The following is a 24571-nucleotide window of genomic DNA, read 5'->3' on the forward strand; positions in this document are numbered from 1 at the left end:
TTCTCAGTTTCCCGCGGCGCGACAGATCGCACCAAACTCATCTGCATTCAAGGAGGCCCCACCAATGAGCCCCCCATCGATATCCGGCATGCCGAACAATTCAACAGCATTGGCCGCTTTTACGCTGCCACCGTACAAAATCCGAACACCGCGGGCAATTTCAGCATTTTCCGCCGACAACTGCGCGCGAATGGCAGCATGCACTTCCTGCGCTTGCTGCGGTGTAGCCGTCAATCCAGTGCCAATAGCCCAGACCGGCTCATACGCAACAACCGCTTTCGCAAAAGCACCTGCGCCCAACTCTTCGATTACGCTACCCAGCTGCCCGGCAACGACCTCAAGGGTTTTGCCTGCCTGCCGCTGCTCCAGCGTCTCACCCACACACAACAAAGGAACCAGACCGCATGACTGCGCAGCCGCGAACTTGCGACTCAACACATCATCACGCTCGCCGAGCACCAGGCGACGTTCAGAGTGACCAACCAGCACCAGCGAGCAACCCGCATCAGCCAACTGACTGGGCGATATCTCACCCGTCAATGCACCCTGCATCGGCTCGACAGCACAATTCTGCGCACCGACGGCAATGGCCTTGCCTTCCAGACCTGTCACGACCTGATTGATATACAAACAGGGCGGCAATACCGCCACCTCGACACCACTTGGCAACGCCAACTGACGGAGGCCCTTGATCAGCTCTGCGACACTGGCGCGGGTACCGTGCATTTTCCAGTTACCAGCTACCAGGGGGCGACGCATGCCGAACCTCGTCGATCAAAGTGGGCGCAGATGTTACCCAAGAGCATCTGCACTGGCAAGCAATCAGGCGCAGACATCAGTAACAATACCTGCCAGCTCTTCGGCATAGCTGCGCACCTGCGCTTCGTCATCACCCTCGACCATGACACGCACCAGCGGCTCGGTACCCGACTTGCGCAGCAACACCCGACCGCGCCCCGCCATTCGCTCAGTCACTCGCTGGCAAGCATCTTTTACTGCAGCATGCTCCAACGGATCGACACCACCAGCAAAACGCACATTGATCAGCGTCTGCGGGCATTTACGCAATCCCTGACGCGCCTCAGCCAGCGTGCACTCACTGCGCGCCAGCGCCAGCAGAACCTGCAGGGCCGCAATGATCGCATCCCCCGTTGTAGTGTGCTGGAAGCACACGATATGCCCTGAATTTTCACCACCAAGCTGCCAACCACGCTCCTGCAACTCAGCCATCACATAACGATCGCCAACCTTGGCCCGAACGAAGGGAATTCCCAGCTCGGCAAGCCCAAGCTCGAGACCGAGATTACTCATCAAGGTGCCCACTACACCGCCCTGCAAGCGGTTACGCGCCTGCAGGTCACGCGCAATGATATAGAGCAGCTCATCGCCATCGACGACGGCACCGGTATGATCGACCATCAAGACCCGGTCGCCATCGCCATCAAACGCAATACCCAGATCAGCCTGTTGCTCCAGTACCGCCGCCTGCAACGCGGCGACATGCGTAGAGCCGCAATCGTCATTGATATTCAGGCCATTGGGCTGCGCCGCCAGGGTCGTCACATCCGCCCCAAGCTCACGAAACACACTGGGCGCCACTTTATAGGTCGCACCATTGGCACAATCGAGAACCAGCTTGAGCCCAGCGAAACTGGTGCTGGTTGGCACGCTGCTCTTGCAGAACTCGATATAGCGCCCTGCAGCATCGTTGATGCGAGATACCTTGCCCAACTGAGCAGATTCGACCACGGTCATCGGCTGATCGAGCAACTCCTCAATCATCAGCTCGACCTCATCCGGCAATTTGGTGCCCTTGCCGGAGAAGAACTTGATGCCGTTGTCGTAGTGCGGATTGTGCGAAGCACTGATGACAATGCCCGCCTCGGCCTGAAAGGTACGCGTCAGGTACGCGATAGCCGGCGTAGGCATCGGCCCCAGAAGCATGACATCGGCCCCTGCAGCAGAAAGACCGGCCTCCAGGGCAGACTCGAACATATAACCGGAAATACGCGTGTCTTTGCCGATCAGAATCCTGCACTTGCCCTGCTTGCGAAAGGCCATGCCCGCCGCCCAACCGAGCTTGAGCATGAAGTCCGGCGTGATCGGAAACTGCCCTACATAGCCACGAATACCATCCGTGCCGAAATATTTTCTGCTCATACCTGCTCCCTACCCTCTCATTCTGCCGCACTTACGGCCGCAACCATCCGGACGACATCCACCGTCTCGGGCACGTCATGTACGCGCAGAATACAGGCACCTTTACCAACCGCCAAAGCAGCAAGCGCCAGGCTGCCATACAAACGCTGGCCGACTTCACGCCCGAGCGCCTGCCCTACCATGCTTTTACGCGAGACGCCTACCAACAGAGGCCGCCCCAGCACATGCAGACGCTCAAGATGCTTGAACAGGCTCAAGTTGTGCCCAAGCAGCTTGGCAAACCCAAAGCCAGGATCGAGTATCACTCGCTCCTCAGGAATACCCGCGGCAACACAGGCGGCCATCCGCTCGACGAGAAAGTCGCCCACCTCCGCCACTACATCATCGTAGTGCGGATTCAACTGCATGGTTCCAGGCTCGCCCAACATATGCATCAGACAGACAGGCAGCCCTGCATCCGCAGCAGCCTCCAATGCCCCATCGCGTCGCAATGCCCGCACATCATTGATCAACCCCGCACCCAGTCTCGCACCTTCGCGCATGACCGCGGGCGTGGACGTATCCAGAGAAACGACGACATCCAACTCGGCAACAATCGCCTCAACGACAGGCGCCACGCGCTCCAATTCCTCCAACGGGGATACCGGACGCGCCCCTGGTCGGGTGGACTCACCACCGACATCCACCAAGGTAGCGCCAGCGGCCACCATATCGGCGGCATGACGCAACGCCGCATCACGTGCAGCGAAGCGGCCGCCATCGGAAAAAGAGTCAGGGGTTACATTCAGAATTCCCATCACATGAGGACGGGATAAATCGAGAACCCTGCTGCCGAAGGGCAGCAGGGTTGGGTACGGCACAGACGTCATGAAGAACCTATTAGTGCTCGCCTGCCGGCCCACCGATTGGCGTCTCAGGGCGATCGACCTGCTCTTTCGGCGCAGGCGGTGTACCGGAACCATCCTGCCAATCACGTGGCTCACGCGGCTCACGCCCAGCCATGATGTCGTCGATCTGCGCAGCATCGATGGTCTCGTACTTCATCAGGCAATCAGCCATGACGTCCAACTTGTCACGATTCTCCTCGAGCAAGCGCTTGGCCGTGCCATAGCAACCGTCGATGATGCTGCGCACCTCTTCATCGATGGCCTTGGCCGTCTCACCTGAAACATTGGTGTGCTGACTACCGGCACTGCGCCCCAGGAACACTTCACCCTCTTCCTCGGCGTACATCAGCGGCCCCAGGCGCTCGGAGAGCCCCCACTTGGTCACCATGTTCCGGGCGATCTGCGTGGCACGCATGATGTCGTTGGACGCGCCGGTCGTAACACCATCGAAGCCCAGCGTCATCTCCTCGGCGATACGACCACCAAACAGTGAGCAAATCTGACTGATCAGCGCACGCTTGCTCAGGCTGTAACGATCCTCCTCCGGAAGGAACATGGTCACACCCAGCGCCCGCCCGCGCGGAATGATCGACACCTTGTAGACCGGATCATGTTCAGGCACCAGACGCCCAACGATGGCGTGCCCCGCCTCGTGGTAAGCGGTATTGAGCTTCTCCTTCTCGGACATAACCATGGATTTGCGCTCGGCGCCCATCATGATCTTGTCCTTGGCAAGCTCGAACTCTTTCATCTCAACCAGACGCTTACTGGCACGCGCCGCGAACAACGAAGCCTCGTTAACCAGGTTGGCCAGGTCGGCACCGGAGAAACCCGGTGTACCGCGAGCAATCACAGCAGGCTCGACGTTATCGCCGATTGGCACCTTGCGCATGTGCACCTTGAGAATCTGCTCACGACCGCGAATGTCCGGCAAGCCGACCACCACCTGACGGTCGAAGCGACCCGGGCGCAGCAGCGCCGGGTCAAGCACGTCAGGGCGGTTGGTCGCGGCGATGACGATGATCCCATCGTTCATCTCGAAGCCGTCCATCTCCACCAGCAACTGGTTGAGGGTCTGCTCACGCTCGTCATGACCGCCACCGAGACCGGCGCCCCGATGGCGACCAACTGCATCGATCTCATCGATGAAGATGATGCATGGTGCGTGTTTCTTGGCCTGCTCAAACATGTCACGCACGCGACTGGCACCCACACCCACGAACATTTCGACGAAGTCGGAGCCGGAGATAGTGAAGAACGGCACCTTGGCTTCACCAGCGATGGCCTTGGCCAACAGCGTCTTGCCGGTACCGGGTGGACCGACCATCAATACGCCACGGGGAATGCGGCCACCGAGGCGCTGGAATTTGCCCGGATCGCGCAGGAACTCGACCAGCTCGCCCACTTCCTCCTTGGCCTCATCGCAACCTGCAACGTCAGCCAGCGTGGTCTTGACCTGATCCTCGGACAGCAGGCGCGCCTTGCTCTTGCCAAAGCTCATCGGCCCGCCTTTGCCGCCGGCACCGCCCTGCATCTGGCGCATGAAGAACATGAACACCGCGATGATCACCAGAATCGGGAAGCTGGCTACCAGCAACTGAGTCCAGATGCTCTGGCGCTCTGGTTGCTTGCCGACGATCTCGACATTGTTGTCCATCAGGTCCTTGATCAGGCCGCGGTCTTCGATGGCGGGGCGCACGGTTTCGAACGTAGTGCCGTCGGAGCTCTTGCCGCTGATGATGTAGCCATCCACGGTGACTTGCCTGACCTTGCCTTCCTGCACCTGCTGGATGAACTCGGAATAGTTCAGCTTGCCGGTCTCACTGGGGCTAGAAAAGTTGTTCATCACGGTGACCAGAACGGCCGCGATGATCAGCCACAGGATCAGGTTCTTTGCCATATCGTTCAATTAGCTACCCTCTGAAGCGAGCCCCGTCCTGAAACGCGCTTCGCAAAACGGCTGGAGAAATACCCGCTTAACTTACTACACAACCCTGCCCTAGGCAGGCGTCGTCTGTAACCCTTTATGAGCCTGTCACAGGCAAATCCGACCTGCGCAGACGCATACAGTTTCAGTTTAGGCCCCTTGCAAGCCCCATGCGAGCACGTACTGCTTGCAGGAGCAACCGCTCGACGAGAGGGGTCCGCACTTCCGCGCTCTTGCGAGCGCTTTACATAGAGGCCCGCAGGACTGAAATCCTTATTTCATCCATATGGGGGCCATATTGAAAATCACAAGGCCCATCGAATGTTATCGATGCGCCGAGAAGCGCTTGCTCCCCCCTAGTGAAACCATCCCAAATAGAAGCAACACCGGAAATGCCATCCAGCGCAATGATCGTGATTATCTGGGCGAGGCTGTACACGCTCGGGTACACTACGCCGCTTTTTACAGTCAGAAGCCCTCGGCAAACGAAGCCAGATCAGGCGGAAGGTTGAGGAAACTGCATGGTGCGGTGTTCCGCAGCCATCGAAACGCCAATCGGCGAGGCTTCATTTCCGGCAGTTTCCCAGTCGCAGGTTCAGATTATGGCGCTTACCAACGAGCAGAAGAAACACTTCAAATCCATCGGCCACCACCTCAAACCGGTCTTGATCGTGGCAGAGAACGGTTTGACCGAGGGCGTGCAGGCCGAACTGGACCGTGCGCTGAACGATCATGAACTGATCAAGGTGCAGTTCCGCATCACCGAGCGCGACGACCGTCGCGCCGTGATCGACGAACTGAGCAAGATTGGCCGCTGTGAAGTGGTGCAGATCATCGGCAAGATGGCACTGGTCTACCGCAAGAACCCCAAGCCGAACAAGAACCTGTCCAACGTTCACCGCTATCAGGGCTGATTCAGCCCTCTGCAATACGCTGCTGTCCAGGCAGCGGCTGGGCGATCAGCAACACCCCGGTAAACGCCAGTAACAGGTAGTTGAACAACAGCCAACGCACTGCGTTCGGCTGCCACTGGCGCACCACGAAGTACGCCAGCACCAGCACCAGCACTGCCAGTAGCAACTGGCAGCGCCTATCCTGCAGCAGGCCTCGCACACCTTGGGCGTGAGCCAGCACCATCAACTGCAGCACCGCACAGAACGCCGCAAAGGCGACCAGCAGCGGGCTCAGCGTCAGACTGACCTCTTCAATCAGCAGCGGCGCCAGACCAATCTGCCCCAACCCTGGCAACACAGCGAAGTACAGCACCCACAGGCCGCCGACCCAGAATGTCTGGGCCAGCTTCCAGCTGAGCAGCGCTGCGCCTGAAGGATGCTTAGAGATGGCGGACTTCGACAATCTCATACTCGACCAGACCACTCGGGGTTTTCACCACCACCACGTCGCCTTCTTCCTTGCCAACCAGGGCACGGGCGATAGGCGAACCCACCGAGATCTTGCTCAGCTTGATATCGGCCTCATCCTCACCAACGATCTGGTAAGTGACGCTTTCGTCCGTTTCGACGTTGGCGATCTCAACGGTGGTGCCAAAGATCACCTTGCCGGTATGGGCAATGGTCGTGACATCGATGACCACAGCGTTCTGCAGGCGGCCTTCGATGTCGCGGATACGCGCCTCGACCATACCCTGCTGCTCACGAGCAGCGTGGTATTCGGCGTTTTCCTTGAGGTCACCCAGCTCGCGCGCGGTGCCGATGTCCTGGCTGAGCTTGGGCCGCACGACCTTGGTCAGGTGCGCCAGCTCTTCTTCCAGGGCGCGAGCGCCCTGGACGGTCATGGGGTACTTGATCATGCCTTGATTCCTGCATGCAGATCCTGCAGCCGGCGCACGGCCTTTTCCGGACCGAATTTGAGCGCCTCGCAGATCGCCTGCCCCGCCGCGATGGTGGTGGTGCAGTAGATCTTGTGCTGCAGAGCGTTACGACGAATGGAATAGGAGTCAGCAATCGACTGACGCCCCTCGGTAGTGTTGATGATCAGGGTGACCTCGTCATTCTTGATCATGTCGACTACGTGCGGACGACCCTCGGTCACCTTGTTCACCCGACGAACCGGCAAGCCAGCAGCCTCGATCACACGCGCGGTACCGGCGGTGGCGACCACCTCGAAGCCCAGGGCGATCAGATCGCGAGCGACCTGCTCGACGAATGGCTTGTCATCCTCGCGCACACTGATGAACGCGCAACCGGAGTTTGGCAGGATCTCGCTGGCACCCAGCTGGGCCTTCGAGAAGGCCTCGCCGAAGGTATCACCCACACCCATGACTTCACCGGTGGACTTCATCTCTGGGCCGAGAATCGGGTCAACCCCTGGGAACTTGGCGAACGGGAACACCGCCTCCTTGACGCTGAAGTACGGCGGGATTATTTCCTTGCTGTAGCCAGCCTCGGCCAGCGATTTGCCAGCCATGACCCGGGCCGCGACCTTGGCCAGAGACTCGCCCACGCACTTGGACACGAACGGCACGGTACGCGACGCACGCGGGTTCACTTCGATGACGAAGATGTCCTCGCCCTGCACGGCCATCTGCACGTTCATCAGGCCGACCACCCCGAGCTCCAGGGCCATTTTCTTGACCTGTTCGCGGATCTCGTCCTGGATATGCGCCGGCAGCGAGTATGGCGGCAGCGAGCACGCCGAGTCACCCGAGTGCACGCCGGCCTGCTCGATGTGCTGCATGATCGCGCCAATTACCACGCTCTCGCCGTCGCAGACGGCATCGACATCGACTTCGATGGCGCAGTTGAGGAAGTGGTCCAGCAGCACCGGGCTGTCATTGGACACCTTCACCGCCTCGCGCATGTAGCGCTTGAGCTCTTCTTCCTGGTAGACGATTTCCATCGCCCGACCGCCCAACACGTAGGACGGACGCACCACCAACGGGTAGCCGATGGTCTTCGATGCGGCCAGGGCCTCATCTTCGCTGCGCGCGGTAGCGTTGGCCGGCTGACGCAGCCCCAGACGCTGCACCATCTGCTGGAAGCGCTCGCGGTCTTCGGCACGGTCGATGGCATCCGGGCTGGTGCCAATGATCGGCACGCCAGCCTCTTCCAGGGCGCGGCAGATCTTCAGCGGAGTCTGGCCGCCGTACTGCACGATCACGCCCTTGGGCTGCTCGACACGGACGATTTCCAGCACGTCTTCCAGGGTCACCGGCTCGAAATACAGGCGGTCGGAAGTGTCGTAGTCGGTGGAGACGGTTTCCGGGTTGCAGTTGACCATGATGGTCTCGTACCCGTCTTCACGCATGGCCAGCGCCGCGTGCACGCAGCAGTAGTCAAACTCAATGCCCTGACCGATGCGGTTCGGACCGCCGCCGAGGATCATGATCTTGTCGCGAGTCGACGGATTGGCCTCGCACTCTTCCTCGTAGGTCGAGTACATGTAGGCGGTATCGGTGGCGAATTCAGCGGCGCAGGTGTCGACGCGCTTGTACACCGGCAGCACCTTCAGCTTGTGGCGGTGGCTGCGCAGGTTCTTCTCGGTCACACCGAGCAGCCTGGCCAGGCGCGCATCGGAGAAACCCTTGCGCTTGAGCTTGAACATGGCGTCGCGGTCGATGCTGGACAGGCCGAGGGTCTTGACCCGCTCCTCGTCCTTGATCAGGTCCTCGATCTGCACCAGGAACCATTCGTCGATATTGGTCAGCTCGAAGATTTCCGCGACGGTCTTGCCTGCGCGGAAGGCATCGGCCACATACCAGATGCGGTCGGCGCTCGGCACGGTCAACTCGCGGCGCAGGGTGCTCTCGGCTTCCGGGTCGTTCAGATCGAGCTTCTCGTCGAAACCTGCAACGCCGACTTCCAGGCCGCGCAGGGCTTTCTGCAGGGACTCCTGGAAGGTACGACCAATGGCCATGACCTCACCCACAGACTTCATCTGGGTAGTCAGGCGGGCATCGGCTTTCGGGAATTTCTCGAAGGCAAAACGCGGGATCTTGGTAACAACGTAGTCGATGGCCGGCTCGAACGACGCCGGGGTACGACCACCGGTGATGTCGTTGGAGAGTTCGTCGAGGGTGTAGCCGACGGCCAGCTTGGCGGCGATCTTGGCGATCGGGAAACCAGTGGCCTTGGAAGCCAGCGCCGAGGAACGCGACACGCGCGGGTTCATCTCGATCACCACCATGCGCCCGGTGTTCGGGCAGATGCCGAACTGCACGTTGGAGCCGCCGGTTTCCACGCCAATTTCACGCAGCACCGCCAGGGAGGCGTTACGCAGGATCTGGTATTCCTTGTCGGTCAGGGTCTGGGCCGGGGCCACGGTGATTGAGTCACCGGTGTGCACGCCCATGGGGTCGAAGTTTTCGATGGCGCAGACGATGATGCAGTTGTCCTTCTTGTCGCGGACTACCTCCATCTCATATTCCTTCCAGCCGATCAGCGACTCGTCGATCAGCAGCTCGCTGGTCGGCGACAGATCCAGGCCTCGGGCGCAGATTTCTTCGAACTCTTCCCGGTTGTAGGCGATACCGCCACCGGTGCCGCCCATGGTGAAGGACGGACGGATGATGCAAGGAAAGCCGACCTTGTCGAGGACACCGTAGGCTTCCTCCATGTTGTGCGCGATGCCGGAAACCGGGCAGGCCAGGCCGATGTCTTTCATCGCCTTGTCGAAGCGCGAGCGGTCTTCGGCCTTGTCGATGGTATCGGCGTTGGCACCGATCATCTCGACGCCGAACTTTTCCAGCACGCCATGCTTTTCCAGGTCGAGGGCGCAGTTCAGCGCAGTCTGCCCGCCCATGGTCGGCAGCAGCGCATCAGGGCGCTCCTTCTCGATGATCTTGGCCACGGTGGCCCATTTGATCGGTTCGATGTAGGTCGCGTCGGCCATCGACGGGTCGGTCATGATGGTGGCCGGGTTGGAGTTCACCAGGATGACGCGGTAGCCCTCCTCCTTCAGCGCCTTGCACGCTTGCGCGCCGGAGTAGTCGAATTCGCAGGCCTGGCCGATGACAATGGGGCCGGCGCCGAGGATCAGGATACTTTTGATGTCTGTACGTTTTGGCATTTTCTCTCTCTCGAATCCGTAGGTCAGTCGGCGGGCTTAGCGGCGCTTGGCCATGGCTTCGATAAAACGGTCGAACAGTGGCGCGACGTCGTGCGGGCCGGGGCTCGCCTCCGGGTGACCCTGGAAGCTGAAGGCCGCCTTGTCGGTGCGCTCGATACCCTGCAGGGAACCGTCGAACAGTGACTTGTGGGTCGCACGCAGGTTGGCCGGCAGGCTCGCCTCGTCCACGGCAAAACCGTGGTTCTGGCTGGTGATCATCACCACACCGCTGTCGAGATCCTGAACCGGGTGGTTGGCGCCGTGATGGCCATGGCCCATTTTCAGGGTCTTGGCACCGGAAGCGAGGGCCAGCAACTGATGGCCGAGGCAGATGCCGAAGATCGGCAGCTCGGTTTCCAGCAGGTCCTTGATCGCCTGGATCGCGTAATCGCACGGCTCGGGGTCGCCAGGGCCGTTGGACAGGAACACACCATCCGGGTTGAGCGCCAGCACCTCGCTGGCCGGTGTCTGCGCCGGCACCACGGTCAGCCGACAGCCGCGCGCGACCAGCATGCGCAGGATGTTCAGCTTGACGCCGTAGTCATAGGCCACCACGTGGTAGGGCAACTCGCTGGCGGCGATCTCCGGATGGCTGTCCGTCTTCAGTTCCCAGACACTGGAGCGCCACTCGTAACGCTCGGCCGCGGATACGACCTTGGCCAGGTCCATGCCCTTGAGGCCAGGGAAGCTGCGCGCCAGCTCCAGAGCTTTTTCCTCGGTAGCGTCGTCGCCCACCAGGATGCAGCCATTCTGCGAGCCTTTCTCACGCAGGATGCGGGTCAGACGGCGGGTGTCGAGGCCCGCGATGGCGACAGTACCGTTTTCCTTCAGGTACTCGTCCAGCGGCTGTTTGTTGCGCCAGTTGCTGGAAGTCAGTGGCAGGTCGCGAATGATCAGGCCGGCAGCCCAGACACGATTCGACTCGGCGTCCTCGGGCGTGGTACCGGTGTTGCCGATATGCGGATAAGTCAGGGTGACGAGCTGCTGGGCATAGGAAGGATCGGTGAGGATTTCCTGATAGCCGGTCATGGCCGTATTGAACACGACCTCACCAATTGTATGGCCGTCGGCCCCGATGGCGTCACCGCGGAAAATGCTGCCGTCGGCAAGGGCGAGTATGGCTGGCTTAGTCAAGAAGACCTCCCTTAGATCTGAAACTTGCTCAAACGCAGGTTGTAAAAAAGCGGGATGACGTATGACCGTCACCCCGCTTTTTTATCTGAATCATTCTGCGCTACTTTTAGTGGACACACTAAAGCAGGAAGCTTACAGGAAAAGCCATTTTTGGTCCACAGCCAAGGTGGACCATTCAGGCATTTCAGTTAAGCCCCAACACATCCTGCATGTCATACAGCCCTGCGGGCTGCTGACCCAACCACATGGCTGCACGCACCGCCCCCTTGGCGAAGGTCATGCGGCTGGATGCCTTGTGAGTGATCTCCACACGCTCGCCATCCGCGGCGAACAGCACAGTGTGATCACCAACCACGTCGCCAGCACGCACAGTGGCAAAACCAATGGTCTCGCGCTCACGAGCACCGGTCTGGCCCTCACGCCCATAAACGGCAACCTTCTGCAGGTCGCGCCCCAAGGCATTGGCCACCACCTCACCCATGCGCAGCGCCGTCCCGGATGGCGCGTCGACCTTGTGCCGGTGGTGCGCCTCGATGATTTCGATATCGACCTCGTCGCCCAGCACGCGCGCGGCGGTATCGAGCAATTTCAGGCACAGGTTCACGCCCACGCTGTAGTTGGCCGCAAAGACGATCGGAATGTCCTTGGCCGCATCCGCCAGGCGCTGCTTCTCCTCAGCGGAAAAGCCGGTGGTGCCGATGATCATGGCCTTGCCCGCCTTACGACAGACATCCAGGTTCTTCAGCGTGACCGAGGGGTGGGTGAAGTCGATCAGCACATCGAATTCGTCGACCACCTTGCTCAGGTCATCCGACAAGGTGATACCGATACGCCCCAGCGCCGCCAGCTCGCCGGCATCGGCGCCAATCAGGCTGCTATCCGGACGATCGATCGCCGCCGTCAGGCCGGCACCCTCGGTCTGACTGACCGCCTCGATCAGGATCTTCCCCATGCGCCCGGCGGCGCCCATCACTGCAATACGTCGCATCACGTCAGCTCCAAGCTACGAGCCGCAGACGACAAACCACGCTCAATAACGCCTCATGGCTGGCCGCCTGCAGTTTCATTCAAATATCACCGAAGAAGCGCTTCACGCCATCGAACCAGCCGCTGGCCTTGGGCGAGTGAGAGCTGTCGCCCTCCAGCGACTTGCGGAACTCGTCTAGCAGCTCGCGCTGGCGCTTGTTCAGGTTGACCGGCGTTTCCACCGCCACCCGACACATCAGATCGCCCGCACCACCGCCACGCACCGGCGCCACACCCTTCCCACGCAAGCGGAACAGCTTACCGGTCTGAGTGCCTTCCGGAATCTTCAACTTGACCCGACCATCCAGCGTTGGCACTTCGAGCTCACCACCCAGCGCCGCGTCGGCAAAGCTGATGGGCACCTCGCAGTACAGGTGCTTGCCATCGCGCTGGAAGATCGCGTGCTCACGCACGTTGACCACCACATAGAGATCACCAGCCGGACCACCCAGACTGCCGGCCTCACCCTCGCCGGTCAGACGAATACGGTCGCCACTGTCGACACCAGCCGGCACCTTGACCGACAAGGTCTTGCTTTCTTCCACACGGCCCTGGCCATGGCACGAGCCACAGGGGTCGGTGATCATCTTGCCGCTGCCATGGCAGCGCGGGCAGGTCTGCTGCACGGAGAAGAAGCCCTGCTGCATGCGCACCTGGCCGATGCCGCCGCAGGTGGTACAGGTCACTGGACTAGTGCCCTTCTTGGCGCCAGTACCATCGCAAGGCTTGCAGTTGACCAGGGTCGGCACGCGGATGGTCACGGTGGTCCCGCGCACAGCCTCTTCCAGATCCAGTTCGAGGGTGTAGCGCAGATCACTGCCGCGCTGGGCGCCGCCACGACCACCACCGCGGCCGCCACCAAAGAAGTCACTGAACACGTCGCCGAAAATATCGGAGAAGTTGGCACCACCGGCCCCAAAGCCACCGGCACCGCCGCCCATCTGCGGATCGACCCCGGCATGACCGTACTGGTCATAGGCCGAGCGCTTGCTCGCATCGGACAGCACTTCATAGGCCTCATTAGCCTCCTTGAAGCGCTCTTCAGCTGTCTTGTCGTCCGGATTGCGGTCCGGGTGATACTTCATCGCCAGCCGGCGATAGGCTTTCTTCAGCTCGGCTTCACTGGAGCCACGCTCCACGCCGAGCACTTCGTAATAGTCACGTTTGGCCATATGCCTTCAACACCTCTGAATTCGTCTCCCCCAGACACGCCAACGCGGGGGCAAGCCCCCGCGTGACGGATCATGCCCGCCACAGCCAAGCTGCAACGGGCCAGAGCGGAAGGCAGCGACCGCGCCTGGCGGCCTGCTGCACACCCCACGTCTCCGCGGGGCTGGGACTTACTTGTTGTCCTTGACCTCTTCGAACTCGGCGTCGACCACGTCGTCACCGGCGTCCTGCGGCGCCTCTTCGGCACCTGCACCTGCAGCACCCGACTGCGGCTGCTCGGCGTACAGCTTCTGCGCCAGCGGTGCGGTCACTTCGGACAGGGCTGTCATCTTGGCCTCGATAGCAGCCTTGTCATCACCCTTGACCGCTGCCTCCAGCTCGCCCAGCGCTTTCTCGATGGCGGCTTTCTCTTCAGCAGTTGCCTTGTCGCCCGCCTCAGTGACCATCTTGCGAGTGGCATGCACCAGACCATCGCCCTGGTTACGCGCGGTCGCCAGCTCTTCGAACTTGCGGTCTTCCTCGGCATTGGCCTCGGCGTCACGCACCATCTGCTGGATTTCATCCTCGGACAGGCCGGAGTTGGCCTTGATCACGATGGACTGGCTCTTGCCAGTGGCCTTGTCCTTGGCGGACACGTGCAGGATACCGTTGGCGTCGATGTCGAACGTAACCTCGATCTGCGGCACGCCACGCGGAGCCGGCGGAATCTCGGCCAGGTCGAACTTGCCCAGCGACTTGTTCTGCGCGGCTTGCTTACGCTCACCCTGCAGCACGTGGATGGTCACCGCGCCCTGGTTGTCATCGGCAGTGGAGAACACCTGCGACTTCTTGGTCGGGATGGTGGTGTTCTTCTCGATCAGCGCCGTCATCACGCCGCCCATGGTTTCGATACCCAGGGTCAGCGGGCTGACGTCGAGCAGCAGTACGTCCTTCACATCACCAGCCAGCACCGCACCTTGAATGGCCGCACCCATGGCGACGGCTTCGTCCGGGTTGACGTCCTTGCGTGCTTCCTTGCCGAAGAAGTCGGTAACTGCCTTCTGTACCAGCGGCATACGGGTCTGACCACCGACCAGGATCACATCGTTGATCGCGCCAACGTCGATACCGGCATCTTTCAGCGCGATACGGCATGGCTCGATGGTGCGCTGCACCAGATCCTCAACCAGCGATTCCAACTTGGCACGGGAGATCTTCACGTTCAGGTGCTTCGGACCGGTAGCGTCTGCCGTGATGTACGGCAGGTTGACGTCGGTCTGGGTGCTGGAGGACAGCTCAATCTTGGCTTTCTCGGCCGACTCTTTCAGGCGCTGCATGGCCAGCGGATCACCTTTCAGGTTGATGCCGCTTTCCTTCTTGAATTCGTCGACGAGGTAGTCGATCAGACGGATGTCGAAGTCCTCACCACCGAGGAAGGTGTCACCGTTGGTGGCCAACACTTCGAACTGGTGCTCGCCGTCGACCTCTGCGATCTCGATGACCGACACGTCGAAGGTACCACCCCCCAGGTCATAGACGATCACGGTGTGGTCGCCCTTGGCCTTGTCCATGCCGTAGGCCAGTGCAGCGGCAGTCGGCTCGTTGATGATGCGTTTGACGTCCAGACCGGCAATGCGGCCGGCGTCTTTGGTGGCCTGGCGCTGGCTGTCGTTGAAGTAAGCCGGTACGGTGATGACCGCCTCGGTCACCGCTTCGCCGAGGTAGTCTTCGGCGGTCTTCTTCATCTTCTTGAGGATTTCCGCACTGATTTGCGGCGGTGCCATTTTCTGGCCATTGACCTCAACCCAGGCGTCACCGTTGTCGGCCTTGGCGATTTTGTACGGCACCATCTGAATGTCTTTCTGCACGACTTCTTCGTCGAAGCGGCGACCAATCAGGCGCTTAACCGCGTACAGCGTGTTGTGCGGGTTGGTCACAGCCTGGCGCTTGGCCGACTGACCAACAAGGATCTCTCCATCGTTGGCGTAGGCGATGATCGAAGGCGTGGTACGCGCGCCTTCGGCGTTCTCGATGACTTTGACGCTACCGTTTTCCAGGATGGAGACGCAGGAGTTGGTGGTCCCCAGGTCGATACCGATGATTTTGCCCATTTTCACTCTCTCCAAAACTTGGTTATGGCGTGCCCCGATGTCTTGGGTCACGCAGCTTGATTCGCTTGACTAAATAGATGGGGGCCAGTCGGCCGATTTCAAGCCTGCTCGTCGATCGTGGGCGGCGCAGCGGCCGGCGCCTTGCTCACCACGACCATCGCCGGACGCAACAGGCGTCCACTGAGCAGATAGCCCTTCTGGAACACCTTGAGCACACTGTTCGGCTCGACATGCGTGCTTTCTTCCATTGCCATCGCCTGATGGTGCTCCGGATTGAACGGCGCCCCATGCGGATCGATTTCTTCAACCTGATAACGCTTGAGGGTGTCGAGGAACAGCTTCAGCGTCAGCTCCAGGCCTTCGCGCACGGCCTTGATCGACTCATCGTTGGGGTTCGACAGCTCCAGACCACGCTCCAGACTGTCGACTACCGGCAGCAAGTCATTGACGAAGCGTTCGAGGGCAAACTTGTGTGCCTTCTCTACATCCTGCTCGGCGCGACGGCGCACGTTCTGCAGGTCAGCGGCGACGCGCAGCGATTGATCCTGCGCCGCAGCCAGTTGCTCTTCGAGCGCCAACACACGTGCCGCCAGGTCTTCGCCCGCGCCGCTTTCTGTTGCCGGATTATCTTGAGGGGTCTGCGTATCGAGGGGCTGTTCGTCGGTCATTGGGTCCTCCTGTGTAGACATCAACGGGTCATGGCCCGCGCTTATGCCGCCTATATGGGGCCCAAACACAAGGTTTCAAGGGTTATTGTCAGCACAAAGAAAAACACTGTATAAATAGCCAGCCTTAATTTTCGGGAGCGCTCCCCATGCTGGTGCACCTGTCGGTTCACAATTACGCCATCGTCGAACATCTGGATCTGGAGCTGCAGCGCGGCATGTCGGCCATTACCGGCGAAACCGGTGCCGGCAAATCGATCATGCTCGACGCCCTCGGCCTGGCCCTGGGTGATCGCGCCGACAGTGGCGTGGTACGCCCCGGCGCGGACAAAGCCGACATTCTCGCCAGCTTCGATCTCGACGACATTCCCGAAGCCCGCGCCTGGCTGGCCGAACGCGACCTGGACCATGATGGCCCGTGCATCCTGCGTCGCGTCATTACCAGCGAAGGCCGCTCACGCGGCTATATCAACGGCAGCCCTTGCCCACTCGGCGACCTCAAGGCCGTAGGCGAACTGCTGATCGACATTCATAGCCAGCATGAACACCAATCCCTGCTGAAGCCGGACACCCACCGTCGCCTGCTCGACGAATACGCCGGTAGCCAGGAACTCGCCCGGCAAGTGCAGCTGGCCGCACAGCGCTGGCGCCAGACCCGTCAGGAACTGCAACGCCTGACCTCCACCAGTGACGAGCAACGCGCCCGCCACCAACTCCTCAGCTACCAGTTGGAGGAATTGGATAATCTCGCGCTCGGCGACAACGAACTGGAACAACTGGAGCACGAGCACAAGACCCTCAGCAATGCCGAACAACTGCTCGGCACCTGCCGCCAGGTCCTGGAGCTTTGCAGCGAAAGCGACGCAGGCAATGTGCTGTCCGCCCTGACCAACAGTCTCAACCGCCTGGCCAGTTTCAGCAGCCAGCCAGGCGCGCTTGGTGAAGCCGCCAATCTGCTGGCCAGCGCCCAGATCCAGGTAGAAGAGGCCGTGGGCGAACTCAATCGCTTCATCGACCATTTCGACGCCGACCCGCAGCGCCAGCAACTGCTCGAGGAGCGCCTAGACAGCATCTACACCCTGGCCCGCAAGCACCGCATCCAGCCCGCCGAACTGGCCGAACTGCAGCACCGCCTGATGGAGGAACTGGAAAGCCTGAATGCAGACGACCAGGCCAGCGAGCGCCTCGCGGAAGAACTGGCGGCCTACGAGCGCCATTATCAGGAGAAAGCCAGCGAGCTGAGCCAACTGCGCAAGACTGCTGCTGAACGCCTGGCCACTGCCGCGCAACAGGAAATACAGACCCTGGGCATGCCAGGTGGGCGTTTCAGCATCCAGCTCCAACCAGGTGATAACGCAGAACCCCACCCCCACGGCCTGGAGCACGTGGAGTTCCTGGTCAGCGCCAACCCTGGTCTTCCCCTCAAGGCATTGGCCAAAGTGGCGTCGGGCGGCGAGCTGTCCCGTATCAGCCTGGCCATTCAGGTCATCACGGCCCAGACCTCACGCGTACCGACCCTGGTATTCGACGAAGTGGATGTCGGTATCGGCGGTCCCACCGCCGAGGTCGTTGGTCAACTGCTGCGCCGCCTCGGCGAGCGCGGCCAGGTCCTGACCGTGACCCATCTGCCGCAAGTCGCGGCACAAGGTCATCACCACCTGTTTGTGCACAAGGCCCGTGACAGCCAGGAAACCCGCACCGCGGTCAGCAGCCTGGAGCCTGCGCAGCGCATCGAAGAAGTCGCACGCATGCTCGGCGGGGTCGATCTGACCGAAGAGTCCCTGCAGCACGCGCGCAAGATGCTGGACAGCGCCCAGGCCTGAACACCTGACAGCAACAAAAACGGCGACCCAAGGTCGCCGTTTTTTTGCGTAGCCGTACGAATTACTTCTTGCGTACGTACAGCACCAGATTGTGATCGACCAACTCGAAGCCGTGCTTCTTGACGATCTCTTTCTGCAGTTTCTCGATTTCCTGGTCGAAGAATTCGATGACCTCGCCCGTATCGACGCAGACCATATGATCGTGGTGACCACCGTCGGCCAACTCGAACACCGCGTGGCCGCCATCGAAGTTATGACGCTCCACCAGGCCGGCAGCCTCGAATTGAGTCAGAACCCGGTACACGGTGGCCAGGCCCACATCTTCGCCCGCCTCCATCAGTGCCTTGTAGACATCCTCAGCACTCATGTGACGCTGGCCTGAAGACGCCGAGTCAAGCATCTGCAGGATCTTGACCCGAGGCAGGGTGACTTTCAAACCAACTTTGCGCAGCTCGCTATTTTCAACCATGGTCAGCTTTCTCGAGGTTGCTGCTTCGCAGCTTCCGTTAATGCGGGTATGATCGGTGATTACTTTGCCCAGCCAAGATAGTGGAAGTCACCCACCGATGCAAAACACCAAGCTCTTGCTGTCCAGTCTCACGCTCGTGGGCCTGTTCGCACTCGCCGGTTGTTCATTTCCCGGGGTTTATAAAATCGACATTCAGCAGGGCAATGTCGTTACGCAGGACATGATAGACCAGTTGAAGCCGGGAATGACCCGCCGACAAGTGCGGTTTATCATGGGCAACCCGCTGATCACCGATACCTTCCACGCCAAACGCTGGGATTATCTGTACAGCATCCAGCCGGGCGGCCGTCAGCGCTTCCAGGAACGCGTCAGCCTGATGTTCGACGGCAACGACCAGCTTATCGGCCTGGCCGGCGATTTCATGCCAGGCGTCAGCCGTGATCAGGCGATCATGGGCGAAGACGGCAACACCAGCGTCGCGCCACAGCAGCAACCGCAACAGCAGACCGACGCCCCAGCCAAGCCAGGCTCGTTGCTGGACCAGATCCAGCGCGAAGTCGACGCCGCCGAGCCGGTTCCCGTGCCGATTCCAGAACCCCTGGAAAGCTCACCGCAGTAATCTGCAGCATAAAAAAGCCCGGCATCGCCGGGCTTTTTCGTTTCCAGACCTATCACTCTGCTTGTTCTGCTGCTCGCGCCTGAGCCGCCTTTGCAGCGCGCTGCTTGCGTACCTCTTTCGGATCGGCGATCAGCGGACGGTAGATCTCAACCCGCTCGCCGGCCTGCACGACATAAGCATCCGGATTAGCCAGTGCCTTGCCGAAGATACCCAGCGGGCACCCCGCCAGATCCAGATCAGGAAACATCTCACTCATCGGCGAATGTAAAACGAGCTGCCGTGCCGACGTACCAGCAGGCACCTCCATACTCAGCAACTCCTGGCGCTCGGCCTGAGCAAAAACCACCTCGACCGTGATCATCGACTCAGCCATACAGCTGCTTGGCTCGCTGGCAGAAGGCATCGACCAGCGTATTCGCTGCCTGATTGAAGAGCGGCCCCAGGGTCGCCTTGACCAACGGCCCCGCGTAATCGAAGGTCATGTCCAAGCTGATCTTGCAGGCCTTATCGCCCAGCGCCTTGAATTCCCAGAGACCATGCAACTGACTGAACGGCCCTTCTTCCAGCTGCATTTCTATAGAAGCACCTGGCACCAGCCGGTTACGTGTCATGAAACGCTGGCTCAAACCTCCTTTTGCCACGGTCAGCGTGGCGCGCATTTCCTGGGCGTCAGCACTCAGCACCTCGGATGACGAGCACCACGGCAGAAATTGCGGATAGCTCGCCACATCGTTGACCAGGTCAAACAGCGCCTGCGCCGGATAAGGCAACAGCGCCGAACGTTGGATTCGGGTGCTCATCAGCTCTCACTTGTAAAACCACGACGCAATGGCACCCGGAAACGCCGGGGCATCAGCAGGAAGCGCGCATTGTGCGTAATTGAACCTGTCGCCTCAAGCACAGGCTGTCGCCAGCACGCCGCAGACTCCCTATAATGCGGCGCTTATGGCTAAACAGAAGAAACATCCCTCCGGGACCATCGCGCTAAACAAAAAGGCGCTACACGATTACTTCGTCGAACAGAAATTCGAGGCGGGCCTGGCCCTGGCCGGCTGGGAAGTGAAGAGCCTGCGCGCCGGCAAGGCACAGTTGGTCGACAGCTACATCCTGCTCAAGAATGACGAAGCCTGGCTGATGGGCTGCCACATCACGCCGCTGACGGCCGCCAGCACCCACGTGATCGCCGACCCGACGCGCACGCGCAAGCTGCTGCTGAACCGGCGCGAGCTGGACAAGCTGTTCGGTGCAGTGCAGCAAAAGGGCTACACCTGCGTCGCCCTGTCGATCTACTGGAAGCAGCACCTGATCAAGTGCGAGATCGCCCTGGCCAAGGGCAAGAAGGACTTCGACAAACGTCACTCCGAGAAAGAACGTGACGCCGACCGTGAAGTTCAGCGCGCCATGCGCAGCAAGGGCAAGGACGAGTGATCACAACTGCCGGGGCCGCTCCCGGCAGCGCTTCTCTTCATCAGGTTCCCTGACGTCGCTGCGCCCGCGCCATGCGTTTGGCTTCCTGCTGCCCCTCCGCCAGCACCTCCTGCACATACAGAATGTGATGGTGGGAAATATCCCTCGCTTCTTCCGCACGACGCTCGATGATCGCCTCATAAAGCGCCCGGTGCTGGCGCATCAGCATGTCGCGGGTTTCGCTGCGCTGCAGGTACATACCGCCGATGTTGGTCACCACGTTGTGCTTGAGCAGGTCGAACAGGCCGCGAATCGTGTGCAGCAACACCCCATTGTGGCTGGCCTCGGCAATGGCCAGGTGGAAGCGCGCGTCAGCCGCCCCCTCCTCGGCCCGCGTGGCCTTGCTCCCTGGCGCATAACAACGCTGTAACGTCTCGAAGGCATCGCGCAGGCGCTCGTGGTCGACGGGGGTCGCCCGTTGCGCGGCGTAGAATGCACAGGAACCTTCCAGCGTGTGACGAAACTCCAGCAGATCGCGCTGCGCATCCGGATTGCTTTCCAGCAGGTGCAGCAGCGGGTCACTGAACGTCGACCCCAATGCCGTCGCCACATAGTTACCACCACCCTGCCGACTGACCAGCAATCCCTTCGCCACCAGCTTCTGGATCGCCTCGCGCAGCGAGGGACGTGACACACCGAACTGCTCGGCCAGCGCCCGCTCGGCCGGCAGACGCTCTCCTGCCTTGAGAGTGCCCTCGAGAATCATCGACTCCAGCTGACTGACGATATCGTCCGACAGACGGCGTTGCTGCACCTGACCAAATGCCATAACCCGCTCACCCTCTCCTTTGCGCTTGCCGACCCCGTCGAACCACACCTTGCACGGACAGCGGCGGCAGCCTAACCAGCCTGCCTGGACACCACAAGCGACCCTTCTCCAACGCATGCTCGACGAAAGTCGTAGTGCGCGAAATTGACACACCCCTACGCAACTTTTACCCTGAGCCGTCCCCCTTGTAAATTGGTATTACCAATTTACCTGAAACAAAAATTGCCACGACCCTAGCGGATGCCACAAGCATCCTCATACAGGTGATCTGCCGACAGGCCATCCAAGAACAATCAGGGAGCCACCGCATCATGCAAACCTGGCAACAACTCTATGCCCCACTCGGCAGCCTGGGCCTATCCGCCCTGGTCGCACTGATTCCTATCGTTTTCTTCTTTCTTGCTCTGGCGGTGTTTCGCCTGAAAGGGCACGTGGCCGGCAGTATTACCCTGGCCCTGTCGATCATTGTCGCTATCTTCGCTTTCAACATGCCGGCCGACATGGCATTCGCCGCGGCCGGATACGGCTTCGCCTATGGTCTGTGGCCGATTGCCTGGATCATCGTCGCGGCGGTATTTCTGTATAAGCTGACCGTGAAAAGTGGCCAGTTCGAGATCATCCGCAGTTCGGTACTGTCGATCACCGACGACCAGCGCCTGCAAGTCCTGTTGATCGGCTTCTCGTTCGGCGCCTTCCTCGAAGGTGCGGCCGGCTTCGGCGCGCCGGTGGCGATCACCGCCGCCCTGCTCGTTGGCCTCGGCTTCAATCCGCTGTATGCCGCCGGCCTGTGCCTGATCGCCAACACCGCCCCGGTGGCGTTCGGCGCCCTGGGTATTCCGATCATCGTCGCTGGCCAGGTCACGGGGATCGACGCCTTCAAGATCGGCGCCATGGCCGGTCGGCAACTGCCTCTGCTGTCGATCATCGTGCCGTTCTGGCTGGTAGCGATGATGGACGGCTGGCGCGGTATCAAGGAAACCTGGCCTGCCGCCCTGGTCGCGGGCGCCAGCTTCGCCATCACCCAGTACTTCACCTCAAACTACATCGGCCCTGAGCTGCCGGACATCACCTCGGCCCTGGTCAGCCTCGTGTGCCTGACTCTGTTCCTTAAAGTCTGGAGCCCAAGTCGCGCCGCCCAAGCGGAAGTCGTCGGCGTATCCGCAGGCAGCGCGGCAGTGGCAGGCGGCTTTGGCGGCCAGCGCAGCACAACGCCTTCGCCCTACAGCTTCGGTGAAATCCTCAAGGCCTGGTCACCGTTCCTGATCCTTACCGCCCTGGTGACCATCTGGACCCTGAAGCCGTTCAAGGCCCTGTTCGCTGCAGGCGGCGCGATGTACAGCACGGTGTTCAACTTCGCCATCCCGCACCTGGATCAACTGGTGGTTAAGGTCGCCCCTATCGTGACCGCGCCAACCGCCATGCCGGCCGTATTCAAGCTGGACCCGATTTCGGCGACGGGCACGGCGATCTTCTTCTCCGCCCTGGTGTCGATGCTGGTGCTGAAGATCAACGTCAAAACTGGTCTTACCACTTTCAAGGAAACCCTGATCGAACTGAAATGGCCGATCCTGTCCATCGGTATGGTGCTGGCCTTTGCCTTCGTCACCAACTACTCGGGCATGTCCAGCACCCTGGCCCTGGTCCTGGCCGGCACCGGCGTGCTGTTCCCGTTCTTCTCGCCATTCCTTGGCTGGCTGGGCGTGTTCCTGACCGGCTCGGACACCTCGTCCAACGCCCTGTTCAGCTCGTTGCAGGCCACTACCGCCCACCAGATCGGCGTCAACGACACCCTGCTGGTGGCGGCCAACACCAGCGGCGGCGTGACCGGCAAGATGATTTCGCCGCAATCCATCGCCGTGGCCTGCGCCGCGACCGGCATGGTCGGCAAGGAATCCGACCTGTTCCGTTTCACTCTCAAGCACAGCCTGATCTTCGCTGCCTTCGTCGGCCTGATTACGCTGGTTCAGGCTTATTGGCTGACCGGCATGCTGGTTCACTGAATAGTCGGATCTGCCGCGCGTCGGCGATACCGCGTTAGACATGGCCTCGGGCTGCTCATGTGCAGCTCGTAAGGCCATGCCTGCCTGGTCTCGCTCTAGCTCGCGAGATCCGTGCGAAACATCGAAGCTTCACTTTTTCAACCGGATGAGACGCCAATGATCATATCCGCTTCTACCGACTACCGAGCCGCCGCCCAGAGCAAGCTGCCGCCGTTTCTGTTCCACTACATCGACGGCGGCGCCTATGCCGAGTACACCCTGAAACGTAACGTCGAGGACCTGGCCAGCATCGCCCTGCGTCAGCGCGTGCTGCGCAACATGTCGGAACTGAGCCTGGAAACCGAGCTGTTCGGCGAGAAGCTGGCCATGCCGGTCGCCCTGGCCCCCGTCGGCCTGACCGGCATGTACGCGCGGCGCGGTGAAGTGCAGGCAGCCAAGGCGGCAGCGGCCAAGGGCATCCCCTTCACCCTGTCCACAGTGTCGGTGTGCCCGATCGAGGAAGTCGCGCCGGCCATTGACCGACCGATGTGGTTCCAGCTCTACGTGCTCAAGGACCGCGGCTTCATGCGCAACGCCCTGGAACGCGCCCAGGCCGCTGGCGTCACCACCCTGGTATTCACCGTGGACATGCCCACGCCAGGCGCCCGCTACCGCGACGCGCACTCCGGCATGAGCGGCCCCAATGCGCCGCTGCGGCGCATGCTGCAAGCCATGACCCATCCCTCCTGGGCCTGGGACGTCGGCCTGTTTGGCCGCCCGCATGACCTGGGCAATATTTCCACCTACCGTGGCAACCCGACTGGCCTGGCCGACTACATCGGCTGGCTGGGCGCCAACTTCGACCCGTCGATCTCGTGGAAGGACCTGGAGTGGATCCGTGAGTTCTGGAAAGGTCCGATGGTGATCAAGGGCATCCTCGACGCCGAAGACGCCCGCGATGCCGTACGTTTCGGCGCCGACGGCATCGTCGTATCCAACCACGGCGGTCGTCAGCTCGACGGCGTACTGTCCAGCGCCCGCGCACTGCCGGCCATTGCCGACGCGGTCAAGGGCGACCTGAAGATCCTCGCCGACTCAGGCATTCGCAACGGCCTGGACGTGGTGCGCATGATCGCCCTGGGCGCCGATACGGTGATGCTCGGCCGCGCCTTCGTCTATGCCCTGGCCGCCGCTGGCGGCGCCGGTGTGAGCAACCTGCTGGAGCTGATCGACAAGGAAATGCGTGTGGCCATGACCCTGACCGGCGCAAAATCCATCAGCGACATCAACGTCGATTCGCTGGTCAAGGAGCTCTGAAG

General features: G+C 60.9%; 22 protein-coding genes. 6 read left to right on the forward strand and 16 right to left on the reverse strand.

Features of this window, described 5'->3' with window-relative positions:
* Positions 1–3: 3 nt before the first annotated feature.
* From tpiA to ftsH, 4 genes are all read right to left on the reverse strand, one after another.
* Positions 4–759 carry a triose-phosphate isomerase gene (gene tpiA / locus ACWPW0_RS18425; RefSeq protein ID WP_454256111.1) on the reverse strand — a complete coding sequence of 252 codons (756 nt, stop codon included), beginning with the start codon at positions 757–759 and terminating at the stop codon, positions 4–6.
* 63 nt (positions 760–822) lie between these two features.
* On the reverse strand, positions 823–2160 hold the full coding sequence (gene glmM / locus ACWPW0_RS18430; RefSeq protein WP_454256112.1) for a phosphoglucosamine mutase: 1338 nt from the start codon (positions 2158–2160) through the stop codon (positions 823–825).
* 17 nt (positions 2161–2177) lie between these two features.
* Positions 2178–3029, reverse strand: coding sequence for a dihydropteroate synthase (gene folP / locus ACWPW0_RS18435; RefSeq protein ID WP_454256113.1), 852 nt, complete (start codon positions 3027–3029; stop codon positions 2178–2180).
* Positions 3030–3039: 10 nt separating this feature from the next.
* A complete protein-coding gene (gene ftsH / locus ACWPW0_RS18440; protein ID WP_454256775.1) occupies positions 3040–4947 on the reverse strand; it encodes an ATP-dependent zinc metalloprotease FtsH in 1908 nt (635 codons plus the stop codon).
* 629 nt (positions 4948–5576) lie between these two features.
* Between ftsH and yhbY the strand changes: the two genes are divergently transcribed.
* Entirely contained in the window at positions 5577–5888 is a 312-nt protein-coding gene (gene yhbY / locus ACWPW0_RS18445; protein ID WP_454256114.1) for a ribosome assembly RNA-binding protein YhbY, read from the forward strand.
* A gap of 1 nt (position 5889) precedes the next feature.
* Here the strand turns inward: yhbY and ACWPW0_RS18450 are convergent, their stop codons facing one another.
* From ACWPW0_RS18450 to grpE, 8 genes are all read right to left on the reverse strand, one after another.
* On the reverse strand, positions 5890–6336 hold the full coding sequence (locus ACWPW0_RS18450; protein WP_454256115.1) for a DUF4149 domain-containing protein: 447 nt from the start codon (positions 6334–6336) through the stop codon (positions 5890–5892).
* The gene (gene greA / locus ACWPW0_RS18455; RefSeq protein WP_447593843.1) at positions 6308–6784 is read right to left on the reverse strand and encodes a transcription elongation factor GreA; all 477 of its coding nucleotides are present in this window, start codon (positions 6782–6784) and stop codon (positions 6308–6310) included. The genes ACWPW0_RS18450 and greA overlap by 29 nt, the downstream gene beginning before the upstream one ends.
* Positions 6781–10002, reverse strand: a complete 3222-nt coding sequence (gene carB, locus ACWPW0_RS18460; RefSeq protein ID WP_454256116.1) for a carbamoyl-phosphate synthase large subunit — start codon at positions 10000–10002, stop codon at positions 6781–6783. The genes greA and carB overlap by 4 nt, the downstream gene beginning before the upstream one ends.
* Before the next feature lie 36 nt (positions 10003–10038).
* Positions 10039–11175, reverse strand: coding sequence for a glutamine-hydrolyzing carbamoyl-phosphate synthase small subunit (gene carA, locus ACWPW0_RS18465; protein ID WP_454256117.1), 1137 nt, complete (start codon positions 11173–11175; stop codon positions 10039–10041).
* A gap of 184 nt (positions 11176–11359) precedes the next feature.
* Positions 11360–12163: a 4-hydroxy-tetrahydrodipicolinate reductase gene (dapB, locus tag ACWPW0_RS18470; RefSeq protein ID WP_454256118.1), complete on the reverse strand. Its 804-nt coding sequence runs from the start codon at positions 12161–12163 to the stop codon at positions 11360–11362.
* Between the two features lie 79 nt (positions 12164–12242).
* Complete coding sequence (dnaJ, locus tag ACWPW0_RS18475) at positions 12243–13373, reverse strand: molecular chaperone DnaJ (RefSeq protein WP_447593850.1); 1131 nt, start codon at positions 13371–13373, stop codon at positions 12243–12245.
* A 168-nt stretch (positions 13374–13541) separates the two neighbouring features.
* The gene (gene dnaK / locus ACWPW0_RS18480; protein WP_447593852.1) at positions 13542–15461 is read right to left on the reverse strand and encodes a molecular chaperone DnaK; all 1920 of its coding nucleotides are present in this window, start codon (positions 15459–15461) and stop codon (positions 13542–13544) included.
* Positions 15462–15559: 98 nt separating this feature from the next.
* Positions 15560–16129 carry a nucleotide exchange factor GrpE gene (grpE, locus tag ACWPW0_RS18485; protein WP_447593854.1) on the reverse strand — a complete coding sequence of 190 codons (570 nt, stop codon included), beginning with the start codon at positions 16127–16129 and terminating at the stop codon, positions 15560–15562.
* Positions 16130–16275: 146 nt separating this feature from the next.
* On the opposite strand from grpE, the gene recN reads away from it, so the two are divergent.
* Positions 16276–17949, forward strand: coding sequence for a DNA repair protein RecN (recN, locus tag ACWPW0_RS18490; RefSeq protein WP_454256119.1), 1674 nt, complete (start codon positions 16276–16278; stop codon positions 17947–17949).
* A 61-nt stretch (positions 17950–18010) separates the two neighbouring features.
* On the opposite strand, the gene fur is transcribed toward recN, so the two are convergent.
* Positions 18011–18418, reverse strand: coding sequence for a ferric iron uptake transcriptional regulator (gene fur, locus ACWPW0_RS18495; protein WP_447593858.1), 408 nt, complete (start codon positions 18416–18418; stop codon positions 18011–18013).
* A 97-nt stretch (positions 18419–18515) separates the two neighbouring features.
* On the opposite strand from fur, the gene ACWPW0_RS18500 reads away from it, so the two are divergent.
* Positions 18516–19037: an outer membrane protein assembly factor BamE gene (locus ACWPW0_RS18500; RefSeq protein ID WP_454256776.1), complete on the forward strand. Its 522-nt coding sequence runs from the start codon at positions 18516–18518 to the stop codon at positions 19035–19037.
* Positions 19038–19089: 52 nt separating this feature from the next.
* On the opposite strand, the gene ACWPW0_RS18505 is transcribed toward ACWPW0_RS18500, so the two are convergent.
* A complete protein-coding gene (locus ACWPW0_RS18505; protein ID WP_454256120.1) occupies positions 19090–19410 on the reverse strand; it encodes an RnfH family protein in 321 nt (106 codons plus the stop codon).
* Positions 19403–19837, reverse strand: a complete 435-nt coding sequence (locus ACWPW0_RS18510; RefSeq protein ID WP_447593861.1) for a type II toxin-antitoxin system RatA family toxin — start codon at positions 19835–19837, stop codon at positions 19403–19405. Before ACWPW0_RS18510 ends, ACWPW0_RS18505 begins: the two co-directional genes overlap by 8 nt.
* Positions 19838–19982: 145 nt before the next feature.
* Here ACWPW0_RS18510 and smpB point away from each other — a divergent pair, with 145 nt between their 5' ends.
* Positions 19983–20465, forward strand: coding sequence for an SsrA-binding protein SmpB (gene smpB, locus ACWPW0_RS18515; RefSeq protein ID WP_447593862.1), 483 nt, complete (start codon positions 19983–19985; stop codon positions 20463–20465).
* 40 nt (positions 20466–20505) lie between these two features.
* Here the strand turns inward: smpB and ACWPW0_RS18520 are convergent, their stop codons facing one another.
* On the reverse strand, positions 20506–21273 hold the full coding sequence (locus ACWPW0_RS18520) for an FCD domain-containing protein (RefSeq protein ID WP_447593864.1): 768 nt from the start codon (positions 21271–21273) through the stop codon (positions 20506–20508).
* 311 nt (positions 21274–21584) lie between these two features.
* Between ACWPW0_RS18520 and ACWPW0_RS18525 the strand changes: the two genes are divergently transcribed.
* Both ACWPW0_RS18525 and lldD read left to right on the forward strand, forming a co-directional pair.
* Positions 21585–23273 carry a lactate permease LctP family transporter gene (locus ACWPW0_RS18525; protein ID WP_454256121.1) on the forward strand — a complete coding sequence of 563 codons (1689 nt, stop codon included), beginning with the start codon at positions 21585–21587 and terminating at the stop codon, positions 23271–23273.
* Positions 23274–23429: 156 nt separating this feature from the next.
* Entirely contained in the window at positions 23430–24569 is a 1140-nt protein-coding gene (gene lldD, locus ACWPW0_RS18530) for an FMN-dependent L-lactate dehydrogenase LldD (RefSeq protein ID WP_447593868.1), read from the forward strand.
* Positions 24570–24571 lie beyond the last annotated feature (2 nt).

This window comes from Pseudomonas sp. Marseille-Q8238 (assembly GCF_965111915.1).

Excerpts from the sequence above, each read along its gene's own strand:
- lldD (WP_447593868.1), top strand. The coding sequence starts at position 23,430 with ATGATCATATCCGCTTCTACCGACTACCGAGCCGCCGCCCAGAGCAAG.
- ACWPW0_RS18500 (WP_454256776.1), top strand. The coding sequence starts at position 18,516 with ATGCAAAACACCAAGCTCTTGCTGTCCAGTCTCACGCTCGTGGGCCTG.
- ACWPW0_RS18520 (WP_447593864.1), bottom strand. The coding sequence starts at position 21,273 with ATGGCATTTGGTCAGGTGCAGCAACGCCGTCTGTCGGACGATATCGTC.
- carB (WP_454256116.1), bottom strand. The coding sequence starts at position 10,002 with ATGCCAAAACGTACAGACATCAAAAGTATCCTGATCCTCGGCGCCGGC.
- ftsH (WP_454256775.1), bottom strand. The coding sequence starts at position 4,947 with ATGGCAAAGAACCTGATCCTGTGGCTGATCATCGCGGCCGTTCTGGTC.
- ACWPW0_RS18505 (WP_454256120.1), bottom strand. The coding sequence starts at position 19,410 with ATGGCTGAGTCGATGATCACGGTCGAGGTGGTTTTTGCTCAGGCCGAG.
- greA (WP_447593843.1), bottom strand. The coding sequence starts at position 6,784 with ATGATCAAGTACCCCATGACCGTCCAGGGCGCTCGCGCCCTGGAAGAA.
- dapB (WP_454256118.1), bottom strand. The coding sequence starts at position 12,163 with ATGCGACGTATTGCAGTGATGGGCGCCGCCGGGCGCATGGGGAAGATC.
- dnaK (WP_447593852.1), bottom strand. The coding sequence starts at position 15,461 with ATGGGCAAAATCATCGGTATCGACCTGGGGACCACCAACTCCTGCGTC.
- folP (WP_454256113.1), bottom strand. The coding sequence starts at position 3,029 with ATGACGTCTGTGCCGTACCCAACCCTGCTGCCCTTCGGCAGCAGGGTT.
- smpB (WP_447593862.1), top strand. The coding sequence starts at position 19,983 with ATGGCTAAACAGAAGAAACATCCCTCCGGGACCATCGCGCTAAACAAA.
- ACWPW0_RS18525 (WP_454256121.1), top strand. The coding sequence starts at position 21,585 with ATGCAAACCTGGCAACAACTCTATGCCCCACTCGGCAGCCTGGGCCTA.
- yhbY (WP_454256114.1), top strand. The coding sequence starts at position 5,577 with ATGGCGCTTACCAACGAGCAGAAGAAACACTTCAAATCCATCGGCCAC.
- dnaJ (WP_447593850.1), bottom strand. The coding sequence starts at position 13,373 with ATGGCCAAACGTGACTATTACGAAGTGCTCGGCGTGGAGCGTGGCTCC.
- recN (WP_454256119.1), top strand. The coding sequence starts at position 16,276 with ATGCTGGTGCACCTGTCGGTTCACAATTACGCCATCGTCGAACATCTG.
- fur (WP_447593858.1), bottom strand. The coding sequence starts at position 18,418 with ATGGTTGAAAATAGCGAGCTGCGCAAAGTTGGTTTGAAAGTCACCCTG.
- tpiA (WP_454256111.1), bottom strand. The coding sequence starts at position 759 with ATGCGTCGCCCCCTGGTAGCTGGTAACTGGAAAATGCACGGTACCCGC.
- ACWPW0_RS18510 (WP_447593861.1), bottom strand. The coding sequence starts at position 19,837 with ATGAGCACCCGAATCCAACGTTCGGCGCTGTTGCCTTATCCGGCGCAG.
- grpE (WP_447593854.1), bottom strand. The coding sequence starts at position 16,129 with ATGACCGACGAACAGCCCCTCGATACGCAGACCCCTCAAGATAATCCG.
- glmM (WP_454256112.1), bottom strand. The coding sequence starts at position 2,160 with ATGAGCAGAAAATATTTCGGCACGGATGGTATTCGTGGCTATGTAGGG.
- ACWPW0_RS18450 (WP_454256115.1), bottom strand. The coding sequence starts at position 6,336 with ATGAGATTGTCGAAGTCCGCCATCTCTAAGCATCCTTCAGGCGCAGCG.